The 20,450-nt window shown below is 31.2% G+C and carries 11 protein-coding genes and 1 other RNA gene; all 12 read right to left on the reverse strand.

Features of this window, described 5'->3' with window-relative positions; genetic code table 11:
- Positions 1-127 precede the first annotated feature (127 nt).
- The 12 genes from J5A73_RS06270 to ilvC all read right to left on the reverse strand — a co-directional run bounded on the left by J5A73_RS06270 (position 128) and on the right by ilvC (position 20,139).
- Complete coding sequence (locus J5A73_RS06270) at positions 128-2,170, reverse strand: HD family phosphohydrolase (protein ID WP_211614056.1); 2,043 nt, start codon at positions 2,168-2,170, stop codon at positions 128-130.
- Between the two features lie 26 nt (positions 2,171-2,196).
- On the reverse strand, positions 2,197-3,336 hold the full coding sequence (locus J5A73_RS10470) for an ATP-dependent DNA helicase (protein WP_249069171.1): 1,140 nt from the start codon (positions 3,334-3,336) through the stop codon (positions 2,197-2,199).
- A complete protein-coding gene (locus J5A73_RS10475) occupies positions 3,282-4,667 on the reverse strand; it encodes an ATP-dependent DNA helicase (RefSeq protein ID WP_249069172.1) in 1,386 nt (461 codons plus the stop codon). The genes J5A73_RS10470 and J5A73_RS10475 overlap by 55 nt, the downstream gene beginning before the upstream one ends.
- 198 nt (positions 4,668-4,865) lie before the next feature.
- Entirely contained in the window at positions 4,866-11,870 is a 7,005-nt protein-coding gene (locus tag J5A73_RS06280; protein ID WP_211614058.1) for an autotransporter-associated N-terminal domain-containing protein, read from the reverse strand.
- A gap of 356 nt (positions 11,871-12,226) precedes the next feature.
- Positions 12,227-14,506: a heavy metal translocating P-type ATPase gene (locus J5A73_RS06285; RefSeq protein ID WP_211614060.1), complete on the reverse strand. Its 2,280-nt coding sequence runs from the start codon at positions 14,504-14,506 to the stop codon at positions 12,227-12,229.
- Positions 14,507-14,535: 29 nt separating this feature from the next.
- Entirely contained in the window at positions 14,536-14,985 is a 450-nt protein-coding gene (locus tag J5A73_RS06290) for a CopY/TcrY family copper transport repressor (RefSeq protein ID WP_211614062.1), read from the reverse strand.
- 93 nt (positions 14,986-15,078) lie between these two features.
- Entirely contained in the window at positions 15,079-15,507 is a 429-nt protein-coding gene (locus J5A73_RS06295; RefSeq protein WP_211614064.1) for a phospholipid phosphatase, read from the reverse strand.
- A 41-nt stretch (positions 15,508-15,548) separates the two neighbouring features.
- Entirely contained in the window at positions 15,549-15,995 is a 447-nt protein-coding gene (locus J5A73_RS06300; RefSeq protein ID WP_211614066.1) for a site-specific integrase, read from the reverse strand.
- Positions 15,996-16,021: 26 nt separating this feature from the next.
- The gene (gene recN / locus J5A73_RS06305) at positions 16,022-17,686 is read right to left on the reverse strand and encodes a DNA repair protein RecN (RefSeq protein ID WP_211614068.1); all 1,665 of its coding nucleotides are present in this window, start codon (positions 17,684-17,686) and stop codon (positions 16,022-16,024) included.
- 23 nt (positions 17,687-17,709) lie between these two features.
- Positions 17,710-18,522, reverse strand: a complete 813-nt coding sequence (locus J5A73_RS06310) for an NAD(+)/NADH kinase (protein WP_249069175.1) — start codon at positions 18,520-18,522, stop codon at positions 17,710-17,712.
- 119 nt (positions 18,523-18,641) lie between these two features.
- Positions 18,642-18,985: RNase P RNA component class A (rnpB, locus tag J5A73_RS06315), an RNA gene on the reverse strand.
- 143 nt (positions 18,986-19,128) lie between these two features.
- The gene (ilvC, locus tag J5A73_RS06320) at positions 19,129-20,139 is read right to left on the reverse strand and encodes a ketol-acid reductoisomerase (protein WP_211614072.1); all 1,011 of its coding nucleotides are present in this window, start codon (positions 20,137-20,139) and stop codon (positions 19,129-19,131) included.
- Between the last annotated feature and the right edge of the window lie 311 nt (positions 20,140-20,450).

Here is a 20,450-nt window from a genome sequence, read left to right on the forward strand (position 1 = left end):
TTTTCTCTCTTTTCTTTTTTTTTATTTTTTTTAATTTTTTATTTATCTTTATCACTATCTTTTCTTTTTTTTCTTTTTTTTTTCTTTTTTTTTCTTCTTCTTTATCTTTATCTTTTTCTCTTTAACTTTACTTTTTGATTTTTTCATCCATTTTTGGGTATTTAATTCTTTCGTGATACACACCTTTTAGTGTCACAACGAATGATTGAATTATTTTTTCAATTTCTCCCAATGTAAGATTTGCGTCTGACAGCTGATTATCTTCAATTTTAGTTTTTACTAAATATCTGATAAAACGCTCAATATTTTCTTTACTTTTATTTTCAAGCGTACGAGTTGCGGCTTCCACAGTATCTGCCAAAAGTATTATTCCAGATTCTTTTGTCGATGGCTTTGGTCCGCTGTATCTAAAGTTGCTCTCAACAACATCTTCTCCATTTTCTAACGCTTTATAATAAAAATATTGAGTCAAAGTCGTTCCGTGATGTTCCAATATCACATTTAATATCTCTTTTGGAAGTTTGTTTTCTTTTCCCATAATGTAGCCGTCTTTTGTATGAGAAGTTAAAATTAATGCACTTAATGACGGTTTTATCTTATTGTGTGGATTTATTCCGCCACCTTGATTTTCCACAAAAAATTCTGGTCTTTTCATCTTTCCGATGTCGTGATAATACGAAGCTATTCTGGCAAATGTCGCATTTGCACCAATTGATTCTGCGGCACTTTCTGCAAGAGCTCCGACCATTATACTGTGATGAAATGTCCCAGACGCTTTAAGCAGCAGCTGTTTTAACAAAGTATGCGAAAAATCGCTTAATTCCAGCAATTTCATATCGGTCAAAATATCAAAAGTATTTTCAAAATATGGAAGAAGTCCCACAGTCAAAACTCCTGTTAAAATACCAGAACCGACAGATTCTATTATTAAAACTCCTATAAGAGTTATTTCCATCTGATTGACCATTCCATAACTAAAAGTAATTATTGACTGAAAAATCCCTAAAAATAGACTAATTTTTATTATATTGCTTCTATTTGCCAATTTGTCCGCTTTATAAATTGCCGCAAGAGTCATCGCTATCATTATAAATAGCCAAAATTCTTCTCTTGACAAAATTATCATATCCATAAATGTAATTATTGCTGCAAACATCCTATCTCCTAAAATTGTCGCTATAATTGGCAAAGTTGAAAATGGAATTAAATACACGATAAGCGGAAATTTATTAAATGAATAAACATATACTAAATTTAATATAATAAGCGTTATACAGACTGCAAAATACACATTTGACTCAACAACCTTTCTCGAATTTTTTTTCAAAACATAATAAAGTAAAGTTGTTGCAATTAAAAATGTACAAACTAATCCAACCACTTTTTTTACTTTATCTTCCGTTCTTACAAGATTTAATTTTTTTAATTTCAAATAAGTATTGGCATCAATAATTTCGCCTTTTCTTAAAATAATGTCCCCTTTGTAAATTTTAATTTCTCTATTTCGCAAAAAATCAATGCTGTCTGCTACTTTTTTTTCAGTTTCTTTATCATTAATTTTTAAATTTGGCTTCACAAAATTTTCAAGTAATTTCATATCTAAATAATCTATTTCTAGATCTTTTTTTCTCACAATTTTTTCCAAATCTTCTTTTTTTAATATTCCTGTACTATAAATTTTTGAGAGATAATCGGCAATATTTCCAGTATATTCGACATTTTCATTTCTTTTTATTAAATTTCTAATATCTTCAGGAGTAAAGTTATATTTATTTCTGTGAACATAACTCTGTATTTCGTCATCTGGAGCATTTTGCAGAAGATTAATTTCCCTAAAAAATTTATTTATATTAACCAAAGTTTGCTTATTCATTCCCGAAATCCTGTCAAATTCAGGTGTTGTCGTCTGAAGTATTCTATCTTGAAGAATATCATCGACCAAATCCGTCAAATAAATCACATCTTTTGGTGCGATGATGTCAGAAGATGCCACGCTTCCAATTTTGTAATCAACTTTTAACTTTGAATATTCTATAAAAAAACCAAAGCAGAAAAAAAGCAAAACAAGTCCCAAAAATCTTTTTTCAAAATGACTTCTCTTAACTTTTTTTTTCTTTTTCAATTTTTTCATTTCAAATACAAATTCTCGGCTCAAAATTTTTATTTTCATATTTTTTCTTTTTCTCCTTTCTTAAATTATTTAATTATTTTTATCAACTCTTTTCTTTTATCTATTACAATATTTTTAGGCAAAGTTTTTAAAAAATAGCTTCCATATCTTTTTTTTATAACTCTATTATCTAAAATTATTATATTTCCTGTATCAGTTTTACTTCTTATAAGTCTTCCAATTCCTTGCTTAAATTTTATGACAGCTTGTGGAACTTGATATTCGATAAATGCATTTTGACCATTTTTCTTAATATTTTCAATAATAGCTTCCGTGACTGGGTCGCTTGGCACTTTAAATGGTAATTTAGTTATCATTACCATTTTTAGCTGATTTCCTTGCACATCCACTCCCTCCCAAAAACTATCTGTCCCAAACAATACTGGATTTTTAGAAGTTTTAAAAAGTCTTATCATCTCGTGTCTAGGATGATCATTTTGCTTAATCAAAGTATAATCTTCTTTTGGAAAATAATTTTTTAAACTATTGAATAAATAATTTAAAGCACTGTAAGAAGTAAACAGCAAAAAGCAATGTCCTCTCGTCGCTTTCACGCTTTTTACAATAAAATCGTGTAAATCTCGCATAAACTCCAAGTTCGATGGATCAAGTGCATCTTCAGGAATAAAAACTTTCATTTGTTTTTCATAATTAAATGGCGATTTTATTATCCTTTCATTGATTTTTTTATCTTTTTCATTATTCAGTCCATTTAGTCCAATATTTTTTTTGTAATAATCAAATTTATTGTCAACAGCAAGAGTTGCCGAAGTAAATATCATTCTATCAAGTTTTGAAATCAAATTTTCATTTAATTCTTTCGATATGTCAAAAGGTGTCGCATACAATTTGATATTTGAACGCTTTGTTGTAATTTCAGTCCAATAGACATAACCTTCTTCCTCTCCTTCAAAAATAAATTCAAACTTTTTAAAAAACTGTTTCAATCTTTCAAAATATCTCGTAAATTCAAATATATATCCTTCATTATCTTCCAATTTATATTTATTAACAGCATTTAAAAATTTATTTATTTTTAAACTCAAATTTCCATTTTTTTCTCTAAAACTTACATTCATTTTAACTATTTTCTTAAAATTTTTATCAGAAATTAAACTTTTTCTGTCAATTTTAGCTTTAACATCGTTTTTATCTTTTCCTTGCAAAAAAACTCAGTAAGAGCATTAAAAATTTCCATTCCTTTATCATAAAATTTATTTAATTCTGAAATGACATCTTCTTTTAATTCGTCGATTTTTTCATATTCATTAAAATCCAAGTTTTCATTTAAGTACGCCGACAATTTGGGAATTACTCCAGCATTATTCACTCCTGTCGACTTTCTGTTAAAAATTTGTCCTATAAGTCTTCCAAAAGATATTTTTGAAGTTTCTATCGTGAAATAATTTCTAGCTGTATCTTCGATATTATGTGCTTCATCAAAAACTACTATATCGTAATTTGGTAAAATCGAATAGTTCGTATAAAATCCCGACTGATTTCGTATAGCAAGATCTGCAAAAAACATATGATGATTTACGATTAAAAGTGTCGCATTAGAAATATTTTTTCTAGCTGCAAAAAAATAACATTTTGAATGATATGGACATTTTGCACCTTTACACATATCAGCTTCACTGTTCACTTTTTCCCAAATTTTGCTTGAAACTTCATATTTTAATTCACCTTTATCTCCATTTTTTGCAATATTTTTATCCCATTCTATCAAGTCTCTTATTATTTTCTTTTCGTTTTTTATCTCTTCTGATTCGTTTTCTATTTCAGAAATATCAATGTTATACAGCTTTCTCTTGCAAAGATAATTTCCACGCCCCTTTACGATTTGATAAGTAAAATCTTCTCCCAAGATTTTTTTTATCAACGGAATATCTTTATTCAAAAGCTGCTCCTGTAAATTAATCGTATTCGTTGAAACAATTACTTTTAAATTATTTTCTATCGCAAACATCAATGTCGGCAATAAATAAGCAATTGTCTTTCCAGTTCCAGTCCCCGCTTCGACTATCAGCTTTCTATTTTCATTCACACTTTTTTCAATACACTTAGCCATCTCAAATTGTTCATGCCGCAATTCAAAGTTTGCAACATTTTTTTCAATAACACCTTTTTTATCAAAAAAACTATCTATATTTATTTTTTCAAATTTTTTCAGGGAAACAACCACATTTATTTCACTGACATCAACATTAACAATATAAAACGCTCCCCCAGCTTCCCCATAAACTTGCGCAATTTTGACATCGACATCAGACGGCAATAAATTTGTCGGATAAATTCTTATTATAACTTCATTTTTTTTCATTTTTCCTAACACAGTCGCAACAGAATCAAGATCTCCCATAACTACGCTTTGTACTTCACAAACAACCCCATTTTCATCAGGTATTCCACGAAAAATCATATCTTCTTCCAAATTTTGCGCCTTCCACTTTAGGATCTCAATTGCACTCTCACTAATAAACTCTGAAATTTTCATTTTTCCTCCTATACTAAAGATTTTACTATATATAGATTTTTTTTTCAATAAATTAGTTTGATTTTTTTTTTAATTTTTAAATAAAAAAATAACTCCCATAAATTTTTTAATCTACAAGAGTTATTTTCTTGTTAAATATTATGACAAACAATTTAAGCTATTTTTCTAAAATAGAACTCAATCTACTTTTTATCTAAATTAGTAAATCACTCTAAATCCGATACCTCCTCTTACATTTTCTCCTTTCGTATCGTATCCTGCATTTACTGTCACTCCAAATCTTGTGTTCTCAAATCCTAAATTCAAATCAAATTTTCCACTTCCCTTACGATTTTCCTTATCTCCTCGTAATTCATAATATGGTCCATCCGTTCCTCTCAATTTAGCCTTGTTCTTAACATCGTTTACTTCTCCAAGCTCATTTGTATATGCAGCTGCTAAACTTGCATTTATGCTGCTTCTTGCTCCCACAGGCTGTCTGTAGTTGAATGAAACTCCTGCTTCCGGCTGTACTGAAATGTAATCATTTCCTTTTATTTCTAATGCCACTGGTCCATATTCCTTTATTCCTGTGTATCTTCCATATTCCAAATTTAGTGCTCCATATGGTCTTATGCTTGTTCTCTCACTTGTTCTAAAGTCTTTTCCAAGTTCATTTCTTAGTGCAGCTCCATATGTTGCGTAGTTTGATTTTGCTTCAAATGTATCGTCTACAATCCAGTATCTTCGTTTCATATGGTTTATTCCTGCAAACGCTTCCCCTGAAATTGTCCAAGTCAATGAACCGTTGTGGTCACTTGCTGGCGATATTGTCTTAAAGATTCCTGCTTTTATCATTGTCTGATCTTCTTTTGATTTTCCTAAATCTCTAAATTCATATCTATTTGTAACTGCTCCTGCATACCATCCTGATTTATTTCCAAGCATCACTTCTTCTTTTTCATGCACATAAGCCACTCCGTAGGCATTATTTGTATAGTCAACTACTCCTGCCGTATCTGTCTTGTATTCTCCTCTTCGACCAAATGCTTTTATTTTGCTATTATTCTTTGTAGGATTTTTCCATTCATTTTGTAAATAACTGAATTCGTTGCTTAAAATATCTCCTGTTTCCTTTGTTCTCTGCTGAATATTTGAATACTGGTGACCTTTCATTTCATCAAATGCTTGAGCCAGTATGTGTCCTTCTCCGCCAGTTAAACTACTTATCTTGTCAAATATCAATTTTTCTTGAGTTCCCAATCCTTCGACTCCATATCTCTTTTCAAGTCCTGCAAGGAAGTTATATGTCTGGTCATCTCCATCTTTTACAAACGCCGTATACGGAACTTTTACTAAGTATACTTTATCCAAAAGTCCTGTTGATAGGTCTTTCGTTGGTTGTGTCATCCAAGTAAGACTCGGTGAAGTTACATACAATGTTGTTCCTGCCGTAACAAATCCTCTTAGTGCAGCATTGTAAGGTTTTAAAATATTATCTCCTATTTCTATCACTTTAGATGTTGTATATCTCGAGGCTTCCGATCCAAAATACAAACTTATATCTTCAAGTCCTACTAAATTATTAAGTCCTTGTATCGGATTTGTATAGTTTACTCCTGAAGTATCCACATACATTCCAAGACTTGTTGCTTCTGAAGCTGATGGAAATTTTTGCATGTTGTTTACTGCCAAATCCAATATTGTTATTCCTGATGGCGATGTCACTGTTACTGACACTGGATTTGGTGTTGAAACATTTGTATCAACTTTTACTATTGGTATCACATTTCCTTGTGCATCTGTCACTGTTACAGGTGTCATTCTAGGTGGAACTTTTATTGTCACTCCTCCCATTTCTTTCATGTCATCCGCTGTAACTACTTTCATTAGTGGTGTTGATGTTCCTGTCTGATTTACTCCTGTTATCGGATTTTTATCACTTGCATTTTCTTTTGCATTTTCCTGTGATTGCATATCTGACCAGATTCCTGCACTCTTAATATCTGAAGCTGCTATATTTATTGTTCCATAGTTCTTGATGTAGCTTCCATTTGAAAGATAAATTCCTTTTACTCCTCTAAGTCCTGATACTGTCGTTTGAATTGTTCCCCAGTTTTCACCATGTGCACCTCTGTCAAGGTACATTCCGATTGTATCTCTTCCTGATAGGTTTATAGTTCCATAGTTTATCGCCTTCGAGTTAGATCCAACTGCATACATTCCCATTGTGTTGGATTTGCTTACTTCTATTGTTCCTCTGTTTATGATTGTTCCTTCATTTGAAATTTTATTTGTTGTTTCATCGTAGTATCCCGTTGCCATACCTACACCGTATTCTTTTGCACTTGTGTTTGAAGGTCCAACCTTAATTGTTCCAAAGTTTGTCGCTACTCCGCCGTTTGTTGAATAAATTCCTACATTACCATTTCCATTTGAGAAGTCTATTGTTCCATAATTTTCAGTAGCACCATTTCCATAAATTCCGTAGTTTCTATCTCCTGCTGATGTCAATGGAGTGTAGTTTATTATTTTTCCTGTATTGTCATTTTGGTAAGCATAAATCGCATCGCTTCCAAGAGTTACTGGATTTGCATATGATGTTATTATGTTTCCTTTTCCTGCATCTACAAATCCGAATGAATCATTTCCTATGTTAAATGTAGAGCCTGCATTTGCATTAAGATTTTGGTTAGTTCCAACTGCATAGACACCTACTGCTTGATTTTCGCCTACTTTAACTGTAGAACCACCGTTTAAATTTATAGTTCCTTCATCTTGAGTGTAAATGGCTACTCCATCATCTCCCGCTTTAATTGTGCCATTGTTATCAACATTGTATCCATAAATTCCAATTGCATTGTTTCCAACTGTAATTGTTTCGCCATTAGTTATCTTATTTTTAGCTTTCGCATAAATACCAACATTTGCTTCCGCCTGTTTTGTCGCATCTCCCAATGTTATTTTTCCAGTATTTTCCACATCTGCTCCATTTGTAACTATTCCAAATTCAAGCGCTGTTGATTTTCCTTCTACATTTCCATTATTTACAAACTTGTTACCCGCTGCCGCTGTTGTGTAAAGTCCTACCATTCCACCCGTTGTATTTGTAGAATTTATAAGTTTTACATTGGCGTAGTTTGTTAAAGTAGGAGCTTTGTCTTGGTCGTAGACAACTCCCATTCCTGTTCCTGTTGAACTTCCGTTGTATTTGTACTCAAGTGTTCCGTTTACTTTTATGTTGCCTGATGCGAAAATTCCTACTCCTTTTTCTTTAGTTTCAATTACATAATCTCCACTGCCTAAATTAACATCGGAATCTTCTGCATAAATTCCTGTTCCTTGAACTCCTGTTGTAATGTCAGTTGCTCCTGAAGGTGTCAATGTAATCGTACCACCTTGTTCTGCACCATAAGAAACAGTTGTTGGCGCTGTTGACACCAATGCAATTCCCACTCCTTTTGTTCCAACTGTAATTGGAGAAGTGTTATCTATTTTTACATTTGCTCTCGCTGTTCCAGTATTATTTTCTGCATAAATGCCAATTGCTTCATCTCCTGCTACATTTAATGTACCGTTATTTACTATTTCCACAGCAGTTCCATCTGCAACATCAGTACCGTAATCTTGTTTTGTCTGTCCTGTTCCAAGTCCTGCTATTCCTACTCCTTTTCCGCTTACAGTTACTGTACCATCATTTACAATTTTACTTCCATTTGTTGCATAAAGTCCTGCACCATTGTCTACCGTTACTTTTCCAGTTTTGTCATTATTAATTGTTCCATAGCTTACATTTATTCCAGCTATTCCTGCTGCTGTTGTACCACCTGTTACATTTATCGTTCCTTTGTTGATGAATCCTGAAGTTGTGTTAGTTGGTGTTATCCCAGCCGCTACTTGTGTGGCTTTGGAAATATTTCCCATAGATAATCCTTGTCCTTTAAGGTTTGTTCCAGCTATATTTCCTGATACTGTTGTTGCATTACTTATCGTTACAAGCTCATTTGCCATTTTTATTCCGTTGTATTTATCACCTATGTTGTCTAATGATACTGTTGGTGCCTGCACATCTAATTTACCATTTTTTAATACTACTGTATAGAATGTTGCACCATTTGCATATGTTATCTTACCAAATTGGTTTGCTCCTTCTAATCCGTCAGTAAATGTTGGTGTTCCTGTATCAGCGCTATTATACCAAGTACGAGTAGCTTTTCCATTATCGTCATAAACTCCCATAATTACATCATTGCTATTTACTTCTACTGTTACATTTTCTAATCCTTGATATCTACTTGTTCCATCGATTGTTTTCGAATAAGTGCTAGGATCATCAGCTATTACCACTCCATCGAACATTTTGATTATTGTTGTATCATATTTATTTGATTTTAGTGGATTATTTTGGAAAACTATAGTTCCTGATGTACCTCCTGAAGCCTTTGCGTAGAATGGCGTAGCATTAGTATTTGTCATACCTGTTACCGAAGCATCATTGTCTATCGTAATAGTTCCACCATTGAAATTTACTTTTCCGCCATTTTTAGCTACTAATCCAGCATTTTTCACAGTTTTTATTGTATTATCTGTATTTAATAAATTAACTTCTCCGTTATCTGCAAATCCACCAATACCGTTTATGGTTGCTTTTCCAGTTACATTAACAACACCACCATTTTTTGCATAAGCACCAATATTAGTATATTTTTCAGTAATTTTTTTAGCCAATGGACTTGAAATACTATCGTCTGCAGTAATCGCTCCTGAAAAATTAACAGTACTTTTTTTAGTACTAGTTCCTGATGTACCTGTACCACTTGCATATCCAATTACAGAACCATAACCTTTCGCTGTTGTAGTCGCACTATTTACATTTATTAATCCACCATTATCCGCATAGTATGCAATACCTTTATCACTTACCATTGTTAAATTTTGAGCAACTTTAATTTCTGTTGGCAATCCTTCTAGTGAATAGCCCGAATCACTCTTCAATAAAGTATCGGCTGTTTTCCAAAGACCATTTGCATAACCCACTATTGTTCCTGTTCCTGTATTATCTTGATTGGTTGTTGCCCCATTCACCCCATCAGAAAAATCAGTTTGACTACCATTTTTAATATCAATAACTGTTCCATTATCAGCTAAAAACATAAATCCATTTTTAGCATATCTTCCAAATGTTATATTAAATTTTTCCATTTCTAAATCATGAATAGCATCAAATGAATAGATATCTTGAGTAGACAATCCAGATCTCATAGCCATAGGAATTAACTTATTCAATGTATAGTCCCATATTACAGGAGTTGTAGGAATAATATTTTCAGTAGCAGTTCCTACTATTTCTATTCCTTTTCTTTGACCCGATTTAGCAAAAACTCCAACATTCCCATCTACAGTTGTCGATGTATAACCATCTTTTTTTAACTGACCAGCAGGTAATTGTTCAGGATTTCCTGATGAATTTAATTGATCACCTATAGTCATATATAATTCAAAAGTTCCTTGGTGTAAACCTACATTTACATTCCCATTCCCATTATAAGCTCTCTTACTAAAGAATATACCCACATTTTCATCACCATACATTTTTATTGGATTATCTACTGATGTTCTTACCCAAGGTTTATAAGCATCAATATCACCTTTTTCACCTGTTATTCCAGGATTAGTCCTCCAATTCGGAACAATAGTATCAATAAATTTTGATTTATCTGGAACATATGTTAAAAACGAAAATCCAATATTTGAAGCTCCATTAAATACTAGCTTACCTGTATTTGAAATTTCTGTTCCTGTACTATAATTATTGACAGCATAAATTGTATTTCCTTTACTATCAACTGTAATATCTGCATTTCCAAAAAATTTAGTAGCATATTTTTTACCTTCATACCCATCTTGAATATCATTTTGATAACCAGGTCCTTGTATATTAAATACTGTATTATTATCTTCTAACAACTTAATTCTAACATTATCCATCGTTGTTATTCCACCACGAAAAGATTCAGCATTAATAAAAGCAGCATAACCATATAAATAAACTTTTACATTGGAAAAATGAACATCTCCTACTACATGAAATGCTTCAGAACCTTTACTAGAATCTCCCTTTATATAATATGTCGAATCATAAAATATATTTCCTGGAGTTCCTCCACCAGGTCTTTCATTGGTCCAACGTCCACCATAATTAGTTGCTATAGCGGCATGACGACTGTTAATTAACCCATTACTATTTTGAAAATCACTATTATAAAAATCAGGAAAGTATCGTATTAATCCACTAGTAGGAAAATTAGAAGGAATTGTTGGAAGAGGAGAAGCAGTAAATTGTGTAGCATTTGACCATTTAGTAATATTAGCAGCCTGTTTTGTGTCTGGATCAACTCCTGTCCAATAAGTACCACCATTTATATTAATATTTTCAGTAATTGCATCATCAAATGTACTATCATGAGCATTTGGTATAGTACCGTAACTTGATTGATGTATATAAGTACCTCTAATTACATCTCTCCATCCCCAACTAAACGCAGAAAATGGACGAGCATTAGGTGAAATTACATTTATAATTCTATTTGGATCTTTTATATTAACTCTCGGTATTTCCAAAGGATCTTCCACATGAACATTCAAATCCGATTTTTGTGGTGCTCCAATCTTCGGTAAATTAATACTCAAAGCAGTTTTATGAATATCTTTAGGTCTAACCGCAGCATCCACAGGTACCGCTGAAATTGGTTCAATAACCCTTTTCAACTCAGTAGTCCCCTGCTTTGCTCCTGCATAAGTCCTGAACTTGTCATTTTCCCTGGCATACTTCACTGCTTCCCTTTTATCTCCACGACCTTTATAAGTCCCTTTCCAGTCGTTATACATGTAGTTTGAGCCGAACTGAAAACTGCCCCAAGGTGATTTTACTACATGATCCCCCTGTTCCATTAACTGAACCAATTCTAAATTCGTATTTCTCAAAAGTTTATTGTTTTCCTGCCTTGCATGCCTAAAGTCCTTTTGCAGCTTGAATATTGATGTGTTTATCGCTTCCTGTTGTGTCTTGATTTCATCTGAGTAAAGATTAAATGAAATACCGCTAAGCATTATTAGCCCAGTAAGCAGGAAAGTGATACATGCTGAATCGGTATATTTAAAATCTTTAACTCTTTTTGCAAACGATTTTAATTCTTTTTTCATAATTCTCAAATCATTTGTCATAATTCTTACCTCTCTTTTCTTAAAAATTAAAAAATCCATAAAAATTATCAAGAATAGTTTTAAATGAGCGAGCGGATAATAGATTTTTCAGTTTTTCAATTTTATTTGTTTTTATTTTTATTAGTATTATAACCTAAGAATTGGAGAAAAACAAGAAACTTCTTAAATTTTTTTAAAAACTTTTTAGTTATCTTCAATTTTTTTTTTATTTAATAAAGAAAAAACAAACAATAATCCAACAATTATTTAGATAAAGTAAAGATAATTTTTTTATTTATTTTAATATTCTTAGCAAAAAAATAACAAGAGGTCTTAACCTCTTGTTAATTACTAATTTTTTGATTAACTATGATTATTTATAATTTTAAAAATTTCAATCGCAATGCATTTGCCAAAACTGAAACCGAGCTAAATGACATCGCAAAAGCTGCAATCATTGGATCTAATTTAGGTCCATTAAATAAAGCGTAAAAAATTCCTGTCGCAATTGGGATTCCAATCACATTGTAAAAAAAGGCCCAGAATAAATTTTGCTTTATATTTATAATCGTAGCTTTACTTAATTTCATAGCTCTTGCCACATCTTTTAAATCATTTTTAATAAGCACAATATCCGCCGATTCTATCGCAACATCCGTTCCACTTCCAATTGCAATTCCAACATTTGCTTGAGCCAGTGCCGGAGAATCATTTATTCCATCTCCCACCATTGCTACAAACTCACCATTTTCCTGTAACTCCTTAATTTTAGAAGCCTTTTGGTGTGGCAGTACATCTGAAATCACTTCATCTATTCCAGCTTGTTTTGCAATAAATTTTGCTGTTTTTTCATTGTCTCCTGTGAGCATTATTGTCTTTATTCCCATTTTATGAAGTTCAAAAATTGCATCAGCACTTGTTTTTTTAATCACATCGGCAACTGCCACAAGCGCCACAAGTTCTTTTTCAATCGACATATACATCGGCGTCTTTCCTTCGCCAGAAAACTCATTGTAATCTTTCTGTGCAATTTCTGTATCAATTTTTCTGTTATCCATCAATTTTTTATTCCCAATTTGCACTTCTTTAACTTCTCCATCAATTTTCACTTTCACTCTAATCCCATATCCCGGCATCGCACGAAAACTTTCACAATCAAAAAATTCATTTTCCAAAAACTCATTTTTTTCCAAAATTCCATTTACCACAGCTTGTGCCAACGGATGTTCCGATTTTCTTTCCACACTAGCCGCAATTTTTTGTAGCTCTTTTTCCGAATAATTTTTACCAAAAGTTACAAAATCCGTCAAAACAGGTTTTCCTTCAGTAATTGTCCCAGTTTTATCAAATACGACCGTTTTTATTTTATGAGTTGTTTCCAAAGCTTCTCCACTTTTAATAAGTATTCCGTTTTCAGCTCCTTTTCCAGTTCCAACCATTATAGATGTAGGTGTAGCAAGTCCCAATGCACACGGACAGGCAATTACTAAAACTGAAATAAAAAACGAAAGTGATGTAACTAATCCCGCATCAAAAATGTACCACGCAAGTCCAGTAACTACCGCAATTCCTATAACTATCGGAACAAAATATCCAGCGACAGTATCAGCCATTCGTGAAATCGGTGCTTTTGATCCTTGAGCTTCTTCCACTAATTTTATTATTTGTGACAACATTGTATTTTTCCCAATTTCTGTCGCTTCAAATTTAATGCTTCCATTTTTATTTATACTTCCGCCAACAACTTTATCTCCCACATTTTTTGTAACTGGCAAACTTTCTCCAGTCAACATTGATTCATCAACCGATGTAGTTCCTTCCGTTATAATTCCATCAACTGCTATTTTTTCTCCCGGTTTTACAACAACAATATTTCCAACATTCAAATTTTCTATCATAACTTCTTTTTCCACACCATTTTCAATAATTTTTGCTTTTTTTGGCTGCAATCCAATCAGTTTTTTTATTGCTGACGAAGTTTGACCTTTCGTTCTAGCTTCCAATAATTTTCCTAGTGAAATTAAAGTTATTATAATCCCAGCTGACTCATAGTGCAAGTCCATTGCGTAATGATGTGCATTTTTGGGATCCAATATCGCTGCAGCTGTCGAAATTAAACTATAAACCAAAGCTGCTCCTGAACCCATTGCAATAAGCGAATCCATATTTGGAGATTTTCTAAAAATATTTTTTATTCCGTGTGTGAAAAAATCTCTTCCTGCATATATAATCGGTATAACAAATACCAATTGTGCCAATGCAAAATTTAGTGGATGTTCCTTGTGATTTAAAAATCTTGGAACTGGCGCTCCCATCATATGATGTCCCATCGAAATGTAAAGTAGCGGTACAGAAAAAATAATTGCAAGAATCAATTTATTTTTCATTTCTTTTATTTTATCCTGATACATCTTAACTTTTTCTTCTTCAGAGAGATTCTCAATAAGTCCATATCCGCTCTTTTCAACTATTTCTCTAATTTTTGCAAAATTATATTTATTTTCATCAAAGTTCACAGTCATTTTTTCAGTTGCCAAATTTACAGTCGCATCAAGTCCATCGCATTTATTTACCGCTTTTTCAACTGTCAAAGCACACGCCGCACAATTCATTCCAGTGACTGTGTAAACTTTTTTTGTTTTTTCTGAATTTTCCATTTTTCCATCTCCTTTATTTTAAAAATTTTCTAAATATGCAAATGCCCATTTTTTTCACAATTACACTGTCCCTTCAAACATTTGCACAAAACTTTTGAAACTGCACTTTCTTTTTTTACTTCCACCGCTTTTAAAATAATTTCTAAATCGTTAAAACTTAGCTCACTATTTTCAATCACATAAGCTATCATTTTTCCAACTTTTGTATTGCAAATCTTTTTAAAAGTTCCTAAAATATAAATTTTAGCTACTTCCTCTTCTGTGTATTCCGTGGAATAAAGATATTTATTTCCAATTTCCCGCTTCTTCAAAATTTTTCGCTCCAAAAGTCTATTAAGCAGCGTCTTAACCGTCGTCCGCTTCCAGTTCATCTTTTTTCCCAGCACTTCAAAAACAAAGTTGCTCGTAACTTCATTATTTGCCCATACAACTCTCATTATTTCCCACTCTGAGTCAGTTATATGATACTTTTCTTCCATAAGAATCCCACCTTTTTTAAATATAAAACGACTACATTTGTAACCTATGTTAATAGTTTACAATAGTAATCGTTTTTTGTCAAGTCAAAATTTTTATTTTGTTATATAAAATATCATTGTAATTATAAAAACTACTTTAAACACTATATAAATTTGAAAAAATCTATTTATTCTAGGAGTTTCTTCACGCCCTTCATCTTTTATAATGGAATAGTCTAAAATCCATAGTAAAATTAGATATATCGCTATACTTGACAATGAAAATGTTCCTGTAAAAAAGTAAATTACTTCTAAAAACAGAAAAATATATATTTTAAATGTCGTTCTTTTGCTTATAAAAAATATATTTATAAGATTGTAATTTGCATATACATATAATAAAATCATAAGTACAATTCCCATATAATTTGATACAATATCAATTTTTTTTAGTACAAAAACTGCAAAATATGCGATAATTGACATCATTAAAATCCTAGCTTTTTCATTTCTATTTTTATTTATTTCTTTTTTTGTGTTCATCTTTTAATCATCTCCCAATTTTATGTCGTCATAAATTTTTTTTAATTTAGATTTTTTTTCGTTTGTAAAAACTTTATTTTTTTTTCGTTTTTGTTTTCATTTTTATTTTTATCGTTTAAATAATCCAATTTTTTCAAATTTTTAATTGTACAAGTTGGGTCACTTGTGACAAAATTATTTAAGTAGCAAAATTTATAAAATGATTTTACAACTGACACTTTTCTCAAAACCGAACTTTTTTTTAATTTTTCTGAAATTCTTTCAACAAATTTAATCACATCTTCTTCCAAAATTTCGTCAAAATCTTTTGAAAAAAAATCAAGAAATTGACTCAAATCCCTTTTATATCCAACCAATGTTCGTTCAGAATCGCCTTTTTCAAATTCCAAAAAATTTAAAAATTCTTTTATCAAAATGTCATTCTTTTTTTTTAGCTTTAATTTTTCTTTATTTTCAAATTTTGTTTCTTTTTTTAAATCTTTTTCCATTTTTAAATATCCGTCTTTTTTATTTTTTATTGTATTTCCATTATTTCTTTTGCATGATTAATCGAAACTTGCGTTATATTATCTCCCGAAATTATTCTTGCTATTTCACGAATTCTCTCGTTTTCATCAAGTTCTCGCACTTTAGTTTCAGTAAAATTATTTTCAATTTCTTTTTTTATCAAAAACTGCTGATTTGCAGACCCAGCAATTTGTGGGGAATGTGTGACACAGATAATTTGCGTATTTTTTGAAAGTTCTTTTAATTTTTGTGCCACTTTTCTCACTGTTTCGCCAGAAATTCCTGTATCAATCTCATCAAAAATAAGTACCGAAATATTATCAACTTCTGAAAATACCGTTTTTAGAGCCAACATTATCCGAGAAACTTCCCCACCAGACGCAATTTTTACAAGTGGCTTAAAATTTTCCCCGACATTTGTCTTAATCAAAAATTCAACTTTATTTATTCCGTTTAGTGTAATTTCATCATTCTTTTGAATTGACACTTGAAATTTAGCACTTTCCATATTTAAATCACAAAGTTGAATATCAATCGTATTTTGAAGCGCACCAGCTATATTTTCTCGCATTTTGCTCAATTTTTCGCCATCTTCAAAGTATTTTTTTATAAGTTCTTTCTTTTCACTTTTTAAATTTTCAAGTTCATCATTTTCAAAATTTATAAAATTTAAATCTTTTAAAATTTTATCTTTATATTCCAAAATTTCTTCAATCGTTGCTCCATATTTTAATTTTAATTTATTAATTTTGTCAATTCTTTTTACAACTTTTTCAAGTTTCGTGTCATTAACTTCTTCCACATCTCCAATAAAGTTTTCAATTGAATATGAAACTTCTTCTACTTCATAGACGATGGATTCCACTTTTTCTGAAAGTTCTCCATAAATTTCTGACAAATCTGACAATTGCTCCAAATTTCTTTTCACTTTCCCAAGAGCCGACAAAATTGAAAAATCTCCTTCTTTTAACCACTGTGAAGACTCTTCCAGCTTTTCACTAATTTTTCCTGAATTAAACAAAATTTTATATTCTTCTTCCAATTCGTTATCTTCATTTATTTTTAAATCTAAATCATTTATTTCGTTAAACTGAAATTCTAAAACATCTTTTTTTTCCAAAAGTTTTGTCCTTTGCTCTTCAATTTCTTCAATTTTTAAGTTTATTTTTTTTATTTCTTCCACACTTTTCTTAACTTCTTTTAACAAATTTTTTCCTTCAATGTCCAAAAACCTGTCCAGTAAGTTTAAATGAAACTCGCTATTCAAAAGTGACTGATGTTCATGCTGTCCGACCAAGTCTATTATGTTTGCCATCATTTCCTTCAATTTCGACAATGTAAATCTTGTCCCGTTCACTGTAATTTTAGATTTTGAATTTTTATCAAAAGTTCTAGTCACGATAATTTCGTCATCATTTATTTCAAAGCCAAGTTCATTCAATCTTTTTTTTTGTTTTTCAGTAATTTCAAAAATTCCTTCGGCAAAAAGACTGTCTTCCCCATTTCTAATCATTTCCAAATGACTTCTCTCACCGATTAAAAGCGATATTCCATCCAAAATAATAGATTTTCCAGCTCCAGTTTCTCCAGTCAGCGCAACAAAATTTCTACTAAATTCTAAATCCAAATTTTTTATTATTGCCAAATTATTCAATCTTAACTCTCTTAACATCCTTTTCCTTTCATTCGATAATTTTATAAAACAAAATCTCCCCATTTCAATTTTTCCCTTAAAATACTAAAATAATCGCTATTCAAAGGTTTAATAATCTTTATTTTCTTATTCGATAAAGTTGCCAAAAGCTCATCTTCTGGCTTAATTCCAAACCACAAATTTCCGTCGATATTCAAATGAACCTCTGCTTCTCTGGAAAATGTCTTAAAGCTCAATATTTCACAACCATTTATAATAATAGGTCTAGCAGTCAAACTTTGTGGAGAAAGTGGCGTTATTGTCAAAGCATTTAAATTTGGATGGACAATTGAGCCACCAGCTGACAGAGAATAAGCAGTTGAACCAGTTGGTGTTGCAACAATAATTCCGTCTGCACGATATTTATTAACAAAAACTCCATCTGAGAAAACTTCCACTTGAATCAAGTGCGCTTCATGTCCACCTTTTGTTATAACAAGCTCATTTAACGCATAAAATGTATTTCCCTTGTATTTTACTTCCAAAAGTGAACGGTTTTCTATCTTATAATTCTCATTTTTTTGATAATTTTTTAACATTTCAACCGCATTTTCTGGATTTATTTCGACTAAATATCCAAGCGAACCAAGATTAATTGCAAGAATTGGAGTATCAGACACAATAGCTTCTTTTGAGGCTTTCAACATTGTCCCGTCTCCACCTAGCGAAATTATCAAATCTGCATTTTTCACATCTTCAACTTCTTCTATTTTACTTTCTCTCAAATAATTATAAAAATTTTCAAGCAATTTTTCATTCGCATATTCACTTTTTACAATTTTTACTTTTTTTACTACATTTTCTTTTTTTTCCATAATCATCCGCCTATTTTTTCTAAAAATTTATTTCCTGTAAAAACTAAAAAAATAACCCAAAGATATAGTCACTTTTTCACTATATTTCCTTTGAGTAGCTATTTTATAAACTATTTCAAAAATTAGGTCTCGGTATAAGCCGGATTCTGTATTAGTCAATCATTTATCTAAATTAATAATCACTTATTAACTTTAGCGAATTACCCTTCAAAGTAAAGGCGGGGAACCTTTTATCACTTTTCTACTTATTCTTGCTTCAGGAGGGGTTTACCAGGCTAATTTAATTGCTTAAATTACCGGTAGTCTCTTACACTACCTTTTCACCCTTACCTAAAATGGCGGTCTATTTTCTGTGGCACTTTCCTTAAGATTTCTCTTAACAGTCGTTAACTGTCTCCTTCCCCTGTGAAGTCCGGACTTTCCTCTTAAAAAATTTTTTTCAAGCGATCAACTCCGAAACCTTTATATAAAATTATTTTATCATTTTTTATCACTTTTTGTCAATAAATTTAGTACTTTCAAAATATTTTTTTTACAAAAAATAAAACACCCTAAATTTAGAGTGCTTTATTATTTATTATCTTTCAAAATTAATTGATTAAATAATTATTTTTTAATCCAAGGCATAAGTTTTCTTAATTCTGCTCCAACTTTTTCTACGCCGTGATTAGCAAATTCTTTTCTTTTTTCTTTTAAGAATGGTTGTCCTGCTTTGTAGTCAGCTAAGAAGTCATCAGCAAATTTTCCTGATTGAATATCTTTTAAAACACCTCTCATAGCTTCTTTAGTTTCAGGCGTAATAATTTTTGGTCCAGTTAAGTAGTCTCCGTATTCAGCTGTATTTGAAATTGAATTTCTCATTGTTGCAAGTCCACCTTCGTAAATTAAGTCTACGATAAGTTTCATTTCGTGAATACATTCAAAGTAAGCATTTACTGGGTCATATCCAGCTTCTGTCAATACTTCAAATCCAACTTTCATAAGTTCTACAACTCCACCACATAATACTACTTGTTCTCCGAATAAGTCAGTTTCTGTTTCTTGTCTGAATGTAGTTTCAAGAATTCCACTTCTTCCTCCACCAATTGCTGATGCCCAAGCTTTAGCAACTTCCATAGCATCTCCTGCTGGATCTTTTTCTACTGCTACTAAACAAGGTACTCCACTTCCTTCTTGGAAAGTTCTTCTTACTAAGTGTCCAGGTCCTTTAGGTGCAACCATGAATACACTTATATCTTCTCTTGGAACTATTTTTTTGAAGTGAATGTTAAATCCGTGTCCGAATGCAATATATGCTCCTTCTTTTAAGTTTGGTGCGATGTCTTTTGCATAAACTTCTGCTTGTAATTCATCTGGAATTAAGATCATAACTATATCTGCACCTTTTACAGCATCTGCAGTTTCTTTAACTGTAAATCCAGCTTCTGTAGCTGCATCCCAAGATTTAGAACCTTTTCTAAGTCCAACAGTTACATCAAATCCACCTTCTTTTAAGTTTAATGAATGAGCATGTCCTTGAGATCCATACCCTAAAACTGTAATTTTTTTACCTTCCAATTTACTTAAATCGCAATCAGCGTCATAATAAACTGTTGTTCCTAAAATGTTTCCTGCCATTTTTAAATCCTCCTAAATTTTTTTATGTGTATATTATACACTTTTTGAAAATATTTGCAAATATTTTTTTTTAATATAACAATATATTTTATATATTTTTAAATTTATTTAATATTTATATTTTAAGAATAAATAAAAATAATTTTCTAAAAACTTCATTTGATATTTATCAATTTTTATGATATTATTAAAGTAGATTTGCTGGTAGTCTTAATAATTATCAGTTTATATTTTGAAAAATATTTACAAAAAATTGCTGTCAATAAATTGTTCCTACTTCTAAACTAGCTGTGGAGTTTTCTCCTTGTGGG

Source organism: Leptotrichia sp. oral taxon 218 (assembly GCF_018128225.1).
Classification (GTDB): Bacteria; Fusobacteriota; Fusobacteriia; order Fusobacteriales; family Leptotrichiaceae; genus Leptotrichia.

Coding starts and splice junctions, on each gene's coding strand:
- J5A73_RS06270 (WP_211614056.1), bottom strand. CDS start 2,170: ATGAAAATAAAAATTTTGAGCCGAGAATTTGTATTTGAAATGAAAAAA.
- J5A73_RS10475 (WP_249069172.1), bottom strand. CDS start 4,667: ATGAAAATTTCAGAGTTTATTAGTGAGAGTGCAATTGAGATCCTAAAG.
- J5A73_RS06280 (WP_211614058.1), bottom strand. CDS start 11,870: ATGACAAATGATTTGAGAATTATGAAAAAAGAATTAAAATCGTTTGCA.
- J5A73_RS06285 (WP_211614060.1), bottom strand. CDS start 14,506: ATGGAAAATTCAGAAAAAACAAAAAAAGTTTACACAGTCACTGGAATG.
- J5A73_RS06290 (WP_211614062.1), bottom strand. CDS start 14,985: ATGGAAGAAAAGTATCATATAACTGACTCAGAGTGGGAAATAATGAGA.
- J5A73_RS06295 (WP_211614064.1), bottom strand. CDS start 15,507: ATGAACACAAAAAAAGAAATAAATAAAAATAGAAATGAAAAAGCTAGG.
- J5A73_RS06300 (WP_211614066.1), bottom strand. CDS start 15,995: ATGGAAAAAGATTTAAAAAAAGAAACAAAATTTGAAAATAAAGAAAAA.
- recN (WP_211614068.1), bottom strand. CDS start 17,686: ATGTTAAGAGAGTTAAGATTGAATAATTTGGCAATAATAAAAAATTTG.
- J5A73_RS06310 (WP_249069175.1), bottom strand. CDS start 18,522: ATGGAAAAAAAAGAAAATGTAGTAAAAAAAGTAAAAATTGTAAAAAGT.
- ilvC (WP_211614072.1), bottom strand. CDS start 20,139: ATGGCAGGAAACATTTTAGGAACAACAGTTTATTATGACGCTGATTGC.